Raw genomic sequence first — 13687 nt, forward strand, 5'->3', positions numbered from 1 at the left:
CCGTGGCTGAGGTCCCGGCGCTGCGGCGATCCGTCGCGATCCTGCGGCACCTCGCGTCGTCGAACCGCGCGATCTCGGCCGGAGCGCTCGTCCGGGCGCTCGACCTGCCCCGGTCGAGCGTCTACGAGCTCCTCGCAGTGCTTGAAGAGCTCGGCCTCGTCGTGCGCACGGAACCGGGGTTCGTCCTCGGTCCCGGCGTCCACGAACTCGGCAGCTCCTACCTGCGGACCAACCCCCTGCAGCGGCTCGCCCAGCCGATCGTGCGGCAACTGGCTGAAGACACCTCGGCGACGGCGCAGCTCGCGGTCATCCGCGGGTGGGAGACGGTGTACGTGCTCAAGGAGCAGTCGATCAGATCGGTCGCCGTCGTCACGGCGACCGGGGTGCGCATGCCCAGCTACCTCACGGCCACGGGGCGGGCGATCCTCGCCCAGCTGCCGAAGTCCGAGGTGCTTGCGATGTTCCAGTCCGAATCCGCGTTCGTCACCCGCACCGGGCAGGGGCCTGCCTCCCTGCGGCAGCTCGGGACCCTGCTCGCGCAGACGCGGCGGGCCGGCTTCGCGATCGAGCACGGCGAGGTGACGCCGGGGATCTCGACGCTCGCCGCCCCCGTCTACGATGTGCTCGCCCGCCCGATCGCGGCCATCGGGCTCTCGGTCGCGGCCTCGGAGACGGAGACCGACGGTGCCCCCGACGTGTCCGAGACCCTCGTCGAGCGGGTGCTCACCGCCGCCGCCGAGGTGACCGCCAAACTCCGATAGCCCGCGGGCTCGCAGGGCAGGCGGACCCGGAGACGGGGAGGCCACCTCGGCGGGTATCCGCCGATCCGGGTACCCACCTCAGCGTTCCCACCCGACGCAGGGACACCTCGGCGAGGACCGTCTTCGCACCCGTCGCGGAGGCCGGACGGTTACACTGTGCCCACCCCACACGCAGCGGCGCTCGAGAGGGACCGCTCGAGACCAGGAGCAGGCATGGCATCCCCACATCTGACAATGTTCGGCGACGATGCGGGGCGGGCCCGCGAGATCCTCGAAGTGCTCGCCCGGTACGGCATCGCCGAGCGCTCCGCACGGACGCTCGCCGCCGCTGACGGCAGTTCGAACCTCGCGACGAAGTTCGCCGACCCGGAGCTCGTCAAACTCGACCCCGGTGCCCGGCTGACCGCGGCGTTCACCGAGCTCGGGACGACGTGGATCAAACTCGGACAGTCCCTGAGCATGCGGGCTGACCTTGTGGGATCAGATGTCGCCGAGGCGCTCTCACAGCTGCAGGCGGAAGTGCCCGCCGATCCGCCGGGGAAGGCGCGAGAGCGGGTCGAGTCCGACCTCGGTGCCCCGGTCACCGAACTCTATGCCTCCTTCGACGAAGAGCCCTTCGCCTCGGGCTCGGTCGCGCAGGCCCATCATGCGGTGCTCAAGGACGGCACACCTGCCGTGGTCAAGGTCCTCCACTACGGCGCCGAGGAGAAGGTGCGCGGGGACCTCGACCTCATGCGGAAGGTGGCGCGATTCGTCGAGAGCGCAGACCCGGAGCTTGCGCGATTCAACCCGTCGAAGGCCGTCGAGCAGTTCGCGGAGATGATGACGCAGGCGATGGATCTGCGCAACGAGCTGCGGTCGATGCAGCGCTTCACCCGAGAGCTCGCCGAGTTCGACTGGCTGCTCGTGCCCACGCCGTACCCCGAGCTCAGTGCGACCGGGGTGCTGACGATGGAGCAGATGGAGGGCAAGCAGCCGAAGAACCGGGACGACGTCACCGAGGCCGGGTGGGATGTCAACGACATGACGCAGCACGTGACGAACGCGTGGATGTCGATGATCTTCGACCACGGGCTCTATCACGCCGATCCGCACCCGGGGAACTTCCTCATCCCGGATCCCGAGCACCTCGTCCTCCTCGACTATGGGGACGTCGGCTATCTGGCCGGCCCACGGCGCAACGACGTCATCCGCCTGCTCACCGCCGTCATCGGCCGTGACGTCTCCGATCTCACCGACGTCATCATCGTCGTGTGCAACGCTCCGGCGTCGACGGACGTCAAGGACCTCGAGATGGCCATCGACAAATGGATGGCGCAGTACCTGCCGGAGGACACGGCGTCGAACGACATCGAGCTCAGTGCCGCGATGAACGCGTGCATGCAGCTCCTCCACGAGAAGGAGCTGGTCTTCCCCAGCGATCTCGCGATGCTCGTGCGGGTGATGGGTCGCCTCGAGGGGTTCGGGATCCAGCTCGGCAGCACGGTGACGATGGAGGAGTACCTCACGCCGTACCTGCGCCGGCATGTGATGCGGGAGTCCAGTCCGAAGAAGATGCTCGAGCGGCTGGTGCGGTCGACGACGAGTTGGACGCGGATGGCCCGCGAGCTGCCGCGCGACATCGAGATCCTCGTCCAGCAGCTGCGCAAGGGGGAGACACGGCTCGAGATCAATCTGCGTGACCCCGACGAGCTCACGGACAAGCTCATCGACGGGCTCATGGCGTCGTCGTCGCTGCTCGCGGCCTCCCAGCTGCTGGCGAATCGGACGGGACCGACGGTCAAGGGGATCTCTGTCGCCGGTCTCGCCGCGGCCGGGGTGTCCGTGGTGACCTGGCGCAGCCTGACCGTGCGCCGCAACAGTCACATCACCGTCACCGAGGAGCTCATGAAGATCGCCCGCAAGGCCCGGTGAGGGGTGGTGGGTGTTCGTCTCTGAGGGGGCGCGCCGTCGACGAACGCTCCGCGCCCAGCCTCAGAGGTAGGGCTGGGTGATGAGTTCGAGGTAGTGACCGGCCGGGTCGAGGAAGTAGACCCCGCGGCCGCCGTGTTCGGTGTTCGTCTCGTGCGATTTGGTGCGCTGCGGGTCGGCCCAGTAGTCGAGTCCGCGGTCGGTGAGCAGCGCTACCGCCGCGTCGAACTGTGCGTCATCGCAGAGGAAGGCCATGTGCACGGGCGAGAATTCATACGGCGGCGGGGGAGTGGCGAACTGGAGCATCACCCCGCCGGTGAGCATGATGTTGGCGAACGGCCCCCAGGACTGGGCGTGTTCGGCGCCGAGGATGTCGACGTAGAACTGCGCCGATTCCTGCGGGTCGGCGGCAGCGACGATGGTGTGGTTGAAGGTTGCTGACATGAAGATCTTTCCGGTCAGGGAGCTCGCGACGGTCGACCTTCAGGCGGTCGGCCCTCAGACGGTCGACCTTTCGGCAGTCGACCTGAGGCGCAATGCGGACTCCGTCCGCTGAGGCTACGGGTGCGTCACTCGCCTTCGTCGATGAGGGTGAGCAGCTCCTTCGCGGCTTTCTCGATCTCCGTGTGCTTGTACTCGCCGGCCCGGGATTCGGCGGCGATGACTCCGGAGCGGTGGACGACGAGGAAGTCGCCGTAGGGGAAGGAGTAGGCCTTCTTCGTGCGCGGGTCCGCGGATTCGTCGATGCCGAGGTGCCATTTCGCGTAGGCGTCCCAGCCGTTGTTCGTGATGAAGACGTCTTCGCTTTCGGCGCTCGGCTTCTCGGCCGACCAGTCGCCGCGATCGTTGCGGTCCACCTTGCCTGCGCGGATCAGTTCACGAGCGTACTCGACGGCGTCGGAGTTGAGTGAGATGGTCATGAGGTCAATCTAGCCTGCCGGTTGGGGTGACCGCACTGGTTTTCCGCTGGCAGTTTCCATCACTGCGCGTCCCCGCGGGGACGCCTCGAGCCGACTCGCCCTACCGACGGCGCAGCAGGACCGCGACCTCGAGGTGCTTCGTGTGCGGGAACATGTCGAACACCCGCGCCTGCTCGACGGTGTAGCTCGGCATCCGATCGAGGTCCTTCGCCAAGGTCAGCGGGTTGCAGCTCGAGTAGACGACGTGCTCGACGCCCGAGTTCTCGAGCACCTCCGACAGCTTCGCCCCGATCCCGCGCCGGGGTGGATTGACGATGATGAGATCCGGCCGTTCCCTCTCGCCGAGGTGGACGCCGGCCTTCCCGGAACCTCCGGTCGGTGCGGTGTCCGTCGCGGCACAGTCGAGATGGGTCGCCGCGAAATCCGTGGCGTCCCCGGCGATGAACTCCGCGGAGACGCCGAGCTCTGCGGCACTGAGCTTCGCGGACTCGATCGCCTGCTCGCTGATCTCAATGCCCGTCACCCGCCGAGGGGCGACCGCGCCCGGCGCCGCGCACCACAGGGCGAACCCGCCGACACCGCAGTAGAGATCCCACAGGGTGCGGGGCTCCACCTCGTCGACCCAGTGGGCGACCTGATCGTAGAGCGCGGTGGCGACCTCGGTGTTCGTCTGGAAGAAGCTCCGGGGGCGCAGATGGAGGTCGACGCGTTCGAGGTCCATCCGCAGGGTCTCTCCGCGGAGCATCACCTCCCGGCTGCCCTCGAGTGCGGCCTTGTGCTCGGGCAGGAGATTGACGGAGACGACGCTTGCCTGCGGGATCGCCGCGAGCAGGGCGTCTCTGCGCGCGGTGATGACTTCGAGGCCGAACTGCGAGCGGACGACGAAGCGGACCATGAGCCCACCCGACGGAGCCGCGGTGACATGGACGAACTTCAGCTCACCTCGGCGAGCGGAGACGTCGTAGGGGTCGAGCCCGGTCGCGTCGAGGAAGTCGGCGAGAGCGGGGATGACGGCGCGGATCGACGGTGCCTGGATGCCGCATTCGCGCAGGTCGACGCCGTGGAACTCGTGGTCGAGGATGCCCAGTGTCACCGCACCTGCGGCGCCGCCGACCGCGAGCTTCGCCCGATTCCGGAAGTCGTGATCGGGGCCGAACGCTGCCGGCAGCCAGAGGTCGGGGGCATGGCTGGCGAGGATCTCGCGGCACCAGGATTCCTTGTCGGAGATCTGCTGGGCGTGGGGCGTCTCGATGAGGGAGCACGAACGGCAGCGGTTCGCGTCGAAGTAGTGGCAGACCAGTCGCCCGTCGTTCGCCGAGGCGGGGGTGAGAGGCAACGCGGTCATGCGTTCCATTTTAGGCCGGGTCCAGGCGACCACCACGCCGAGGCCACCGCCCCACTCGAATGTCCACCGAGACCGCCACTTTCCGCTGAGACTGCAGGCTGCAGGCGGCGGTCTCGGCGGAAGTTGGCGGTCTCGATGAGGCGGACGCGAGTAAGGCGACTCAGTCGGCGCTCTGTGCGCTCTTCATCGCGTCAAAGGCGGCAAGTGCTGCCTGTCGCGACTCGCCGAGGTCGACGATCGGCACCTGTTCGCCGGCAGAGCCGTCGTCGCTGTCACCAGCATCGACTTCGCGCGCACTCTCACCCGTATCCCCCTCGAGCCACTGCCGCACGTACACGCCGTCGGGATCGAAGCGAGCGCGCTGACGCTCAGGGTTGAAGACCCGGAAGAACGGAGAGGCATCGGCACCACAACCGGCGACCCACTGCCACGAGACCGGGTTGTTCGCTTCGTCCGCGTCGACGAGCGTGTCCCAGAACCACTGCTCGCCCAGCTGCCACGGCAGCAGCAGGTTCTTCGTCAGCAGACTCGCGGCGACCATGCGCACCCGATTGTGCATCCACCCGGTCCGCCACAGCTGCCGCATGCCCGCATCGACGAGCGCGATCCCCGTCCGCCCCGCCTGCCACGCCGCGAGCGCCTCCGGATCGTCCTCGTACGGGAAGCCCGCGAACTCAGGCCGCATCGGACGCCGGTCGAGATCGGGCACGTGGTACGTCAGATGCCACGCGAACTCCCGCCAGTACAGCTGCCGGATCCACGCCTCCCGGTCGACCGCCCCGACATCGCCGAGCGCATCGACCGCGGCGAGAAGCTTCCGCGCAGAGATCTCCCCGAACCGCAGCCGCGGCGACAGAGCCGATGTCCCCTCAGGGTCGCCGGGGATGTCCCTGTCTTCGGCGTACCCCGCAATCCTCTCGCCGAGGTGGTCCACCGCTTCGTGTGCCGCGACGCACCCGGGCGTCCAGTGTCGCGCAATCGTGTCCTCCCACCAGGGGAAACGCGGGTCCCCCTCACCGAGGCTGATCTTCGCGGCACCGGCACCCTCACCGCTGCGCAGGGAGAAACGCGTCGACGCCGGTCCCGTTCCGGCCTCGAGCAGGCCCAGGTCGTCGACTTCGGCGAGGAGATGCGTGTTCGCACCACGCACGCGATCCACTCGATCGGCGACCTCCTGTGGAAGGCTCTGCGCCTTCACTGCCGGCAGCGGCAGGTCGACGGACACCTGCCGAGCGGCGTTCCAGAATGGCGTGAACACCTTGTAGTAGGCGCTCGCCGAGGAGGGCTCGACCTTCCACGGTTCGACGAGCAGGGCGCCGGGGGAGTCCTCCGACGCGATGCCCCGCGCTTCGAGTTCCCGGGCGACCGCCTCGTCGAGAGCGCGGGATGCCGGTGCATAGCGCCGGGACCACCGCACGGTGTCGGCCCCCAGTTCAGCGGCGACCTCGGGGATGATCTGGGTGGCGGTGCCCGCCGCGAACAGCAGGGGAATGCCGCGCTTGTCCAGCTCGGCACCGAGCACCTGCAACGACTCGTGGACCCACCAGCGCGTCGCGGCACCGAGCGGTCGCGGCCCTCGACCCTCGGTATCCCTCTCCTCGCGGATCCAGATCGCGACGACATCACCGTCGTCGCGGGCAGCGGTGAGCGCTTCGTGGTCGGTCACGCGCAGATCGTCGCGGAACCAGAGCAGAGTGAGAGGCCGAGAGGCACGAGACACCATGGCAAGGATTATTGGCTCTTCGTAATTGAGAGTGTAGATCGGTGATTCCAGGACACGGCGAGTCGCTGCGCGGATAGACGTCGAGGTCTTCCGATGATGGAAGTTCTCACACAATCCATCCGAAAGACCTCGACGTGGCCAAGCCTACTTTCTCGACCCCTGACCTCACGACATTCTGCCGACTCGACACCCTCGATCTGACCTGCACCGGCCAAAACATCACCGGGCACAAGGCGATTCTGGAATGCCGGCCCAACACTGCTGATGACTGGTGCCGTCGGTGCGGTGGCCACGGGATCGTTCGCGATACCGTCGTCCGCCGTCTGGCCCACGAACCTTTCGGCTACCGACCAACCACGCTTCATCTTCGCCTCCGCCGTTACAAATGCGTCGAGTGTGGCCGCGTCTGGCGTCAAGACGCCACAGCCGCGGCACCACCACGAGCGAAGATCTCGCGAACCGGCCTCGACTGGGCGTTGCGTGCCCTCGTCATCGATCACGACACCGTGTCCGTCATCGCTGCGAAACTCGCAGTGTCCTGGCACACCGCGAACTCCGCCGTCCTCGCTGAAGGTCAGCGGTTGTTGATCAACGACCCGACTCGTTTCGACGGGGTCAGCGTCATTGGTGTCGACGAGCATGTATGGCGGCATACCCGGCGTGGCGACAAGTACGTCACCGTCATCATCGACCTCACCCCGATCAGCGAGGGAACAGGCTCGGCACGTCTGCTCGACATGGTGGCTGGCCGTTCGAAGCAGGTGTTCAAACAATGGTTGAAAGACCGACCGAAAGACTGGCGTGAGGGCATCGACGTCGTCGCGATGGACGGATTCTCCGGCTTCAAAACAGCCTCAGCTGAGGAGCTGCCCGACGCTGTCGAAGTCATGGACCCCTTCCACGTCGTCAAACTCGCCGGTGATGCCCTCGACGAGGTACGTCGCCGAGTTCAGCAAGAGACAACCGGCCATCGCGGACGAGCAAAGGACCCGTTGTACCGGGCAAGAAGAACTCTGCACACGGGCAGCAGCTTACTCACGACCAAGCAGCAGGAAAGAATCGCGAACCTCTTCGCTGACCCGAACTTCACCGAAGTCGAAGTCACCTGGGCCGTCTACCAAGACATTGTCAGCGCCTACCGAACCGCGGACCGCAAAGAGGGCAAGAGACTCTTGCAAACGGTCATCGACGCCCTGACAACGAATCTGCCATCCGAACTTGTCGAGCTCAAACGGTTAGGACGAACGTTGAAGCGTCGAGCTGCTGATGTGCTCGCGTTCTTCACCCGACCGGGAACGTCGAACGGTCCCACTGAAGCGATCAACGGCAGACTCGAGCATCTACGCGGGTCCGCGCTGGGATTCCGCAACCTCACGCATTACATCGCGAGGTGTCTGCTCGAGTCCGGTGGCTTCAGACCGGTTCTACACTCTCAATTACGATGAGCCACCAAAACCCTATTCAGCGTTCTTGCAAGGACGCTGGACGGAATCGCTCAACATTCCGAGAACGAGCGCGCTCACCTGCGCGAATGCAGATCACGCAGGCGAAACTCCGGGGAGGGTTTCCGCTCCCCGGAATCTGCTTGACGAATTGCCGCCGCGCCTCAGAATCCGTACGCCGCTTCCTTCTCCTCCCGGATCGCCGCATAAGTGCGAGTGAGCATCAGGGTGTCCTCGACGAGGCGGTCGAGGCGCTGGATGACATCGCTGCTGACGATCTGATTGCGGTGCAGGTCCTTCTCCTCGACGAAGACGTAGGGCTGGACGACCTGCGCCTTCATGTAGGTGAGGATCGGGACGAGCTGCTGGGCCGGGATGAGGAAGTGCTTCGGCGAACCCGCGGTCGCGACGATGCCGACGACCTTGTCGCGGAAGGCGTTGACCGGCAGCAGGTCGAAGACGTTCTTCAGCGTCGCCGGGATCGACGCCTGGAAGATCGGGGTGCCGATGACGATCGCATCGGCGTCCATGATCGCCCGGGCGACGTCGCCGGTGTCGCCGGTGTACTCGGTGTAGTTGCGACCGTCGGCGAAGACCATGTCCACCTCGGCGAGGTCGATGAGCCTGACCTCGACCTCCGGGTCGGAGGCCATGACGGTCTGGGCGACGTATTCGCTCACGGTCCGCGTCTTCGTGCCGACGTTCGAACCGGAGAGGACGACGATCTTCATCACACGAGCTCCTCACTCTTCGCACCGGCACCCGCACGGTCAGCTCCGTTCGCGCTGTCGGAACCCGCGCCGGCACCGTCAGCATCGGTGGCGCCGTCGGCCTCGACCGCGGCGGCCGGCTGGGCGGTGTACTTCTTCACGGCCGGGATGATCTCCGAGCCGATCGTCTCGATCTGCTTCATCACCCGATCGAACGGCATGCCGCCGAAGTCGATCTGACCGAGGTAACGCTGATGGCCGAAGACCTCGTGCTGGTGGAGGATCTTCTCGACGATCTCCTGCGGGCTGCCGATGTTGACGATGCTCTGCGGGTCGACGCTCTGGGCGAAGAGCTGCTTGGGCATGCCCTGACCGTTGACGCGGATCATGCCGTCGTTGACGTGCGGGTAGAGCTCCTTGAGTGCATCCTGCGAGGTGGCGGCCGTGTAGAGGAACCCGGCCGTGGCGATCGGCAGGGTCGCCGGATCGTAGCCGGCATGACGTGCGGCCTCCCGGTAGGCGTCGACGGTGGTCTTGAACACCGAGGTGGTCCCGCCGAGGTGGGCCATGACCATGGGAACCCCGGCCAGTCCTGCCTTGATCGCGCTCGCCGGTGCGCCGCCCACGGCCCGCCAGATCGGCAGGGGATCCTGCTGGGGGCGGGGGAGGACCTCGGCGTCGTTGAGCGGAGCGCGGTACTCGCCGCTCCACGTCACGCGCTTGTTCCGATTGATCTGGAGGAGGAGGTCGAACTTCTCCTCGAAGAGCTCCTCGTAGTCGCGCAGGTCGTAGCCAAGCAGCTCGAAGAGGCCGATGCGCGAGGCGCGACCGGCGACGAGTTCGGCGCGACCCTCGGAGAGGTGGTCGATCGTCGAGAAGTTCTCGAACACGCGCACGGGATCGGAGGTGCTGAGGATCGTCGAGGTGCTGCCGATGCGGATGGAGTCGGTGGCCTGGGCGATCGCGCCGAGGATGACGGCGTGGGCCTGTGAGGCGAAGTACCGCTGGTGGCTCTCGCCGACGCTGAAAAAGTCGAAGCCGGCGTCTTCCGCGGCCTTGGCGTAGGCGACGAACTCGCGGATCCGCTCACCGGCGCTCACGCGGGTCCCGTCGAGCGGGTTCGGCAGATGGTCGCCGAGGGTGTACATGCCGAACTGCAGGCCCTTGGCGGGGTCGAAGTTCAGGGCTTCCATGGGGGTGTCGGTCTCAGGCACGGTGTCTCCTTCAGGACGATGGTTTTCTCGTTTGCCATGTCAACTGATGGAGGTGCGACTTTATTCCCCGGTGCTTCTCCGGCGTTCGACGCTGTGGTCGTAGAGCTTCTTCAGCAGCGCATGGAGTTCGGTCATCTCGTCTTCGTCGAGGACGTCGTCGAACATCGACGACTGGAGGGCGAGCTGGCTGGGGAAGGCCTGCTCGAGGAGGTCCCTGCCCTTCTCGGTGAGCGAGATGTACTTCGTCTTCCAGTCCTGGCGCCGCGAGATCAGCCCGTCGCGCTCTAAGCGGGCGACCATCCGGGAGATGCCGCCGCCGCTGACCGTCAGCCGCGCTGCGAGATCGGACTGGGTCACCGGCTGGTATGCGCTGATGTTGGCCAGCGCCTCGAACTGTCCGACGGTGAGCCCGAACTGACGCAGGTGACCGTTGGAGATCTGGTTGCTGTTCTGGACGAAACGCGCCATGCGCAGCCAGCTCAGCGTGCTCAGCGTCAGGTCATCCACGGTCACTCCTCGGTTCGCGGCCGGGTCGGGTCGGCTCGGCGGCTGTGTCTCACTGTACTGATGTCGGCACAGCAAGGTGAACTGATGGCGGTCGTTCGCGCGTGGGACGTCATCCGGGGTGAAGGGCCGGACGGCGCGTGGGACAATGGGCGCGAACGAGTCGACACTGCTGCGAGGGGATGTTGGATGAGCCAGGCCGAGACGAGCGAACTCCTCGGGACGGGACGCCGCGCCGCCGTCGTCATCGCCTCCACCTCGGCGGCCCGAGGCGAGGCGGCGGACACGACCGGACCCATCCTCGTCGACTGGCTGCGGGGACGCGGGTACGACTGCCCCGAGGCGATCGTCGTCCGCGACGGCGAACCCGTCGGTCAGGCGCTGCGGGACCTCCTCGTCAACGCCGCCGTCGACGCCCGCCCCCGCATCGTCGTCACCAGCGGCGGCACGGGACTCGCCCCCGACGACCGCACCCCGGAGTTCACCGCCGAGCTCCTCGAACGCCAATCGCCGGGCCTCATCTACGCGATGTGGCGCAAAGGCCTCGAATCGACCTCCTCGGCGGTGATGAGCCGGGGCGTGGCCGGGGTGCGCGGTCGCAGCTTCGTCATCAACTTCCCGGGGTCGAAGGGCGGGGTCAAGGACGGCATCGCGGTCATCGACGACCTCCTCGAGCACATCCAGACCTCGATCGAGGACACCACCGACCACGGGCCGCGGGTCTGAGATGCAGCAGCGAAAGGCCGTGCGCGCCCGCGTCCACCGCTTCGACGCGACCGGAGAGATCAAAGCGGGCCCGGACTCACTCGCCGGCGAGGAACCGCTCGAGGTCAGCCTCGACGGCGAGGCGTTCTCCGTGACCATGCGCACCCCCGGCAATGACGTCGAACTCGTCGCCGGCTACCTCCTGTCCGAAGGCGTGGTCACCGCGATGGACGACATCGTCGAGATCGATTTCTCCACCGGGCTCGCCCCCGACGGGTCCCGGAACTACAACGTCGCCCGGGTGCGGCTGGCGCCGGGGGTGTGGAGCGCCGAGGCGGCCCCCGCCCGATCCGTCTACACCTCGTCGTCGTGTGGGATCTGCGGCACCGCAGCCATCGACGCGGTGACGAAGGACTCGGCGTACCCGCTCATCCCCCTCCTCGGCGTCGGGTCACGGGACGACGTCGAGGCCAGCAATGCCGCCGAGGATGTTGCACGGCTCGATGCCCCGCATCTCGACGAGGACGGTGACATCGTCTTCCCGCCCCTGCTCTCCCCGGCACGGATCGGGGAGCTGCCCGACCGCCTCCGCGAGGGGCAGTCGCTGTTCGACCGGACAGGAGGCGTCCACGCGGCCGCGCTCTTCGCCGTCGGCGACGATCCCCGGGCCGAACCGGAACTCCTCGTCATCCGCGAAGACGTCGGGCGCCACAACGCCGTCGACAAGGTCATCGGCTGGGCCATGGCCGAGCGCGGGCTGCCGCTCAAGCGCACCGTCCTCCAGGTCTCGGCTCGGGCCTCCTTCGAACTCGTCCAGAAGTCGGCGATGGCGGGCATTCCGATGATGTCGGCCGTCAGCGCCCCCTCGGCGCTCGCCGCCGACTACGGCAGGACCGCAGGCGTCACCGTCATCGGCTTCAACCGCAAGGGCCGCTTCAACGTCTACTCCCATCCCGAACGCATCGCCTGACCAGAGGGCGCGCGGACCGCTACGATGGGGTGACCTGAAGCCAGGCAGGCGTGACGAGAGCAAGGGCGAAGACATGGTCGCAACCGACGGCAAGAGCCTCCGCGAGGCAACCCCACGGTCGAGTCAGGCCGACCTCGATCTGCCCGCCGACCGTGACCCGGTCGCCGTGATCTGTGAGCAGAACGAGACCCGGCTGCCCGAACTGCTCGGCATCCGCACCCAGCGACTGGCCGAGTCGCCCTTCAGTTACTACCGCGGCGCCGCCGCTCAGATGTCGAGCGACCTCAATGCCGGCAGGAGCGCGGGACCGGTCGTGCTCTCATGTGCCGATGCACACCTGGGCAACTTCGGCTTCTTCGCCTCCCGCGAACGCTCACTCGTCTTCGATCTCAACGACTTCGACGAAGCGGAGTACGCGCCCTTCGAGTGGGACGTCAAGCGCCTCGCCGCCTCGGCGCACCTCAGCGCTCAGGTCCACGGCCTGAGCGAGGAGGCCGGTCATGCGGCGGCCTTCGCCTCGGTCAAGGGCTACCAGGAACGTCTGGCCGCACTCATGCAGCAGACGGCCCTCGACCGGTTCTACGCGATCGTCGATGCCGACACGATGCTGCGCGCCATCGAAGCCCGCGGGCGCGGCAAGGACAAGGCGACGGCGAAGGCGATGAAGAAGGCCCGCAGCCGAACCGGTGAGAAGGCGCTGAAGAAGTTCGCCACCGAGACCTCGGACTCCGGTCTGCGCATCGTCGACCAGCCGCCGCTCACCGAGCACTTCGACGAAGCGGGCATCGATGTCGAGACTCTCTTCGCCGAATACCGGCAGACCGCCCGCACCGACGTGATGATGCTGCTGCGGCAGTTCTCCGTGGCCGACTCGGTCCTCCGGGTCGTCGGAGTCGGCAGCGTGGGCACGCGCTGCTTCCTCGTCCTGCTCTCGGGCCCCGGCGAGGAGTCGATGCTTCTCCAGGTCAAGGAGGCGCAGGAGTCCGTCGTCACGGCCTTCGGCGGTCAGATCCCCTTCTCCGACCGGCCCGAAGGGAAGATCATCTCGTCGGAAGGGGAGAGGGTCGTCCGCGCGCAGACGGTCCTGCAGTCGGTGTCGGATCCGTTCCTCGGCTGGAACACCTTCAACGGCCGTGACTACTACTGGCGGCAGTTCCGCGATATGAAGGGCAGCTATGACTTGGCGACCCTCGACGCGACCCAGCTGGAGAGCTACTCACGGCTGTGCGGAGAGGTCCTCGCCCGAGCCCACTCCCAGTCACCGGAGGCCCGCCTCGTCGTCGAATACCTGGGGAACTCGGACACGTTCGCGACCGCGGTGAGCGAATGGGCGCGCAAGTACGCCGAGGTGGTCACCGCCGACCATGCGCAGCTCGTCGAGGCCGCGAAGAGCGGGAAGTACCCGCTGCTCGGGGAATGGGCCGAAGAGGACTGAGCGAGGCGGCGGGTCCCGCGCGTCCGGCGCCGCTGCGCGGCGGGCGG

General features: G+C 67.1%; 13 protein-coding genes. 6 read left to right on the forward strand and 7 right to left on the reverse strand.

Features of this window, described 5'->3' with window-relative positions:
• The first annotated feature begins 2 nt into the window (after positions 1-2).
• Both AACX88_RS05070 and AACX88_RS05075 read left to right on the forward strand, forming a co-directional pair.
• A complete protein-coding gene (locus tag AACX88_RS05070; RefSeq protein WP_339392025.1) occupies positions 3-761 on the forward strand; it encodes an IclR family transcriptional regulator in 759 nt (252 codons plus the stop codon).
• 213 nt (positions 762-974) lie between these two features.
• Positions 975-2675 carry an ABC1 kinase family protein gene (locus tag AACX88_RS05075; protein WP_339392026.1) on the forward strand — a complete coding sequence of 567 codons (1701 nt, stop codon included), beginning with the start codon at positions 975-977 and terminating at the stop codon, positions 2673-2675.
• Between the two features lie 60 nt (positions 2676-2735).
• On the opposite strand, the gene AACX88_RS05080 is transcribed toward AACX88_RS05075, so the two are convergent.
• From AACX88_RS05080 to AACX88_RS05095, 4 genes are all read right to left on the reverse strand, one after another.
• Positions 2736-3116: a VOC family protein gene (locus tag AACX88_RS05080; protein WP_339392027.1), complete on the reverse strand. Its 381-nt coding sequence runs from the start codon at positions 3114-3116 to the stop codon at positions 2736-2738.
• Positions 3117-3241: 125 nt separating this feature from the next.
• The gene (locus AACX88_RS05085) at positions 3242-3592 is read right to left on the reverse strand and encodes a hypothetical protein (protein WP_339392028.1); all 351 of its coding nucleotides are present in this window, start codon (positions 3590-3592) and stop codon (positions 3242-3244) included.
• A gap of 100 nt (positions 3593-3692) precedes the next feature.
• Positions 3693-4946, reverse strand: a complete 1254-nt coding sequence (locus AACX88_RS05090; protein WP_339392029.1) for a methyltransferase domain-containing protein — start codon at positions 4944-4946, stop codon at positions 3693-3695.
• A 151-nt stretch (positions 4947-5097) separates the two neighbouring features.
• Positions 5098-6660: a cryptochrome/photolyase family protein gene (locus AACX88_RS05095; RefSeq protein WP_339392030.1), complete on the reverse strand. Its 1563-nt coding sequence runs from the start codon at positions 6658-6660 to the stop codon at positions 5098-5100.
• A gap of 134 nt (positions 6661-6794) precedes the next feature.
• Between AACX88_RS05095 and AACX88_RS05100 the strand changes: the two genes are divergently transcribed.
• Positions 6795-8105, forward strand: coding sequence for an ISL3 family transposase (locus tag AACX88_RS05100; protein WP_167560104.1), 1311 nt, complete (start codon positions 6795-6797; stop codon positions 8103-8105).
• Positions 8106-8266: 161 nt separating this feature from the next.
• Here the strand turns inward: AACX88_RS05100 and AACX88_RS05105 are convergent, their stop codons facing one another.
• The 3 genes from AACX88_RS05105 to AACX88_RS05115 are packed head-to-tail and all read right to left on the reverse strand — an operon-like array spanning position 8267 to position 10533.
• Positions 8267-8833, reverse strand: a complete 567-nt coding sequence (locus AACX88_RS05105; RefSeq protein ID WP_339392031.1) for an NADPH-dependent FMN reductase — start codon at positions 8831-8833, stop codon at positions 8267-8269.
• Positions 8833-10026, reverse strand: coding sequence for an LLM class flavin-dependent oxidoreductase (locus tag AACX88_RS05110; RefSeq protein ID WP_339392032.1), 1194 nt, complete (start codon positions 10024-10026; stop codon positions 8833-8835). Before AACX88_RS05110 ends, AACX88_RS05105 begins: the two co-directional genes overlap by 1 nt.
• Positions 10027-10086: 60 nt before the next feature.
• Positions 10087-10533 carry a MarR family winged helix-turn-helix transcriptional regulator gene (locus tag AACX88_RS05115; RefSeq protein ID WP_339392033.1) on the reverse strand — a complete coding sequence of 149 codons (447 nt, stop codon included), beginning with the start codon at positions 10531-10533 and terminating at the stop codon, positions 10087-10089.
• A gap of 186 nt (positions 10534-10719) precedes the next feature.
• Between AACX88_RS05115 and AACX88_RS05120 the strand changes: the two genes are divergently transcribed.
• The 3 genes from AACX88_RS05120 (at position 10720) to AACX88_RS05130 (ending at position 13640) form a co-directional block, all read left to right on the forward strand.
• Complete coding sequence (locus AACX88_RS05120; protein WP_339392034.1) at positions 10720-11256, forward strand: MogA/MoaB family molybdenum cofactor biosynthesis protein; 537 nt, start codon at positions 10720-10722, stop codon at positions 11254-11256.
• A gap of 1 nt (position 11257) precedes the next feature.
• Positions 11258-12205, forward strand: a complete 948-nt coding sequence (locus AACX88_RS05125; RefSeq protein WP_339392035.1) for a formate dehydrogenase accessory sulfurtransferase FdhD — start codon at positions 11258-11260, stop codon at positions 12203-12205.
• A 73-nt stretch (positions 12206-12278) separates the two neighbouring features.
• Entirely contained in the window at positions 12279-13640 is a 1362-nt protein-coding gene (locus AACX88_RS05130; RefSeq protein ID WP_339392036.1) for a DUF2252 domain-containing protein, read from the forward strand.
• The last annotated feature ends 47 nt before the right edge of the window (positions 13641-13687 follow it).

It is taken from the genome of Brevibacterium metallidurans, assembly GCF_037101285.1.
Lineage (GTDB): Bacteria > Actinomycetota > Actinomycetes > Actinomycetales > Brevibacteriaceae > Brevibacterium > Brevibacterium metallidurans.

Excerpts from the sequence above, each read along its gene's own strand:
- AACX88_RS05080 (WP_339392027.1), bottom strand. The coding sequence starts at position 3,116 with ATGTCAGCAACCTTCAACCACACCATCGTCGCTGCCGCCGACCCGCAG.
- AACX88_RS05085 (WP_339392028.1), bottom strand. The coding sequence starts at position 3,592 with ATGACCATCTCACTCAACTCCGACGCCGTCGAGTACGCTCGTGAACTG.
- AACX88_RS05075 (WP_339392026.1), top strand. The coding sequence starts at position 975 with ATGGCATCCCCACATCTGACAATGTTCGGCGACGATGCGGGGCGGGCC.
- AACX88_RS05090 (WP_339392029.1), bottom strand. The coding sequence starts at position 4,946 with ATGGAACGCATGACCGCGTTGCCTCTCACCCCCGCCTCGGCGAACGAC.
- AACX88_RS05125 (WP_339392035.1), top strand. The coding sequence starts at position 11,258 with ATGCAGCAGCGAAAGGCCGTGCGCGCCCGCGTCCACCGCTTCGACGCG.
- AACX88_RS05105 (WP_339392031.1), bottom strand. The coding sequence starts at position 8,833 with ATGAAGATCGTCGTCCTCTCCGGTTCGAACGTCGGCACGAAGACGCGG.
- AACX88_RS05130 (WP_339392036.1), top strand. The coding sequence starts at position 12,279 with ATGGTCGCAACCGACGGCAAGAGCCTCCGCGAGGCAACCCCACGGTCG.
- AACX88_RS05120 (WP_339392034.1), top strand. The coding sequence starts at position 10,720 with ATGAGCCAGGCCGAGACGAGCGAACTCCTCGGGACGGGACGCCGCGCC.
- AACX88_RS05095 (WP_339392030.1), bottom strand. The coding sequence starts at position 6,660 with ATGGTGTCTCGTGCCTCTCGGCCTCTCACTCTGCTCTGGTTCCGCGAC.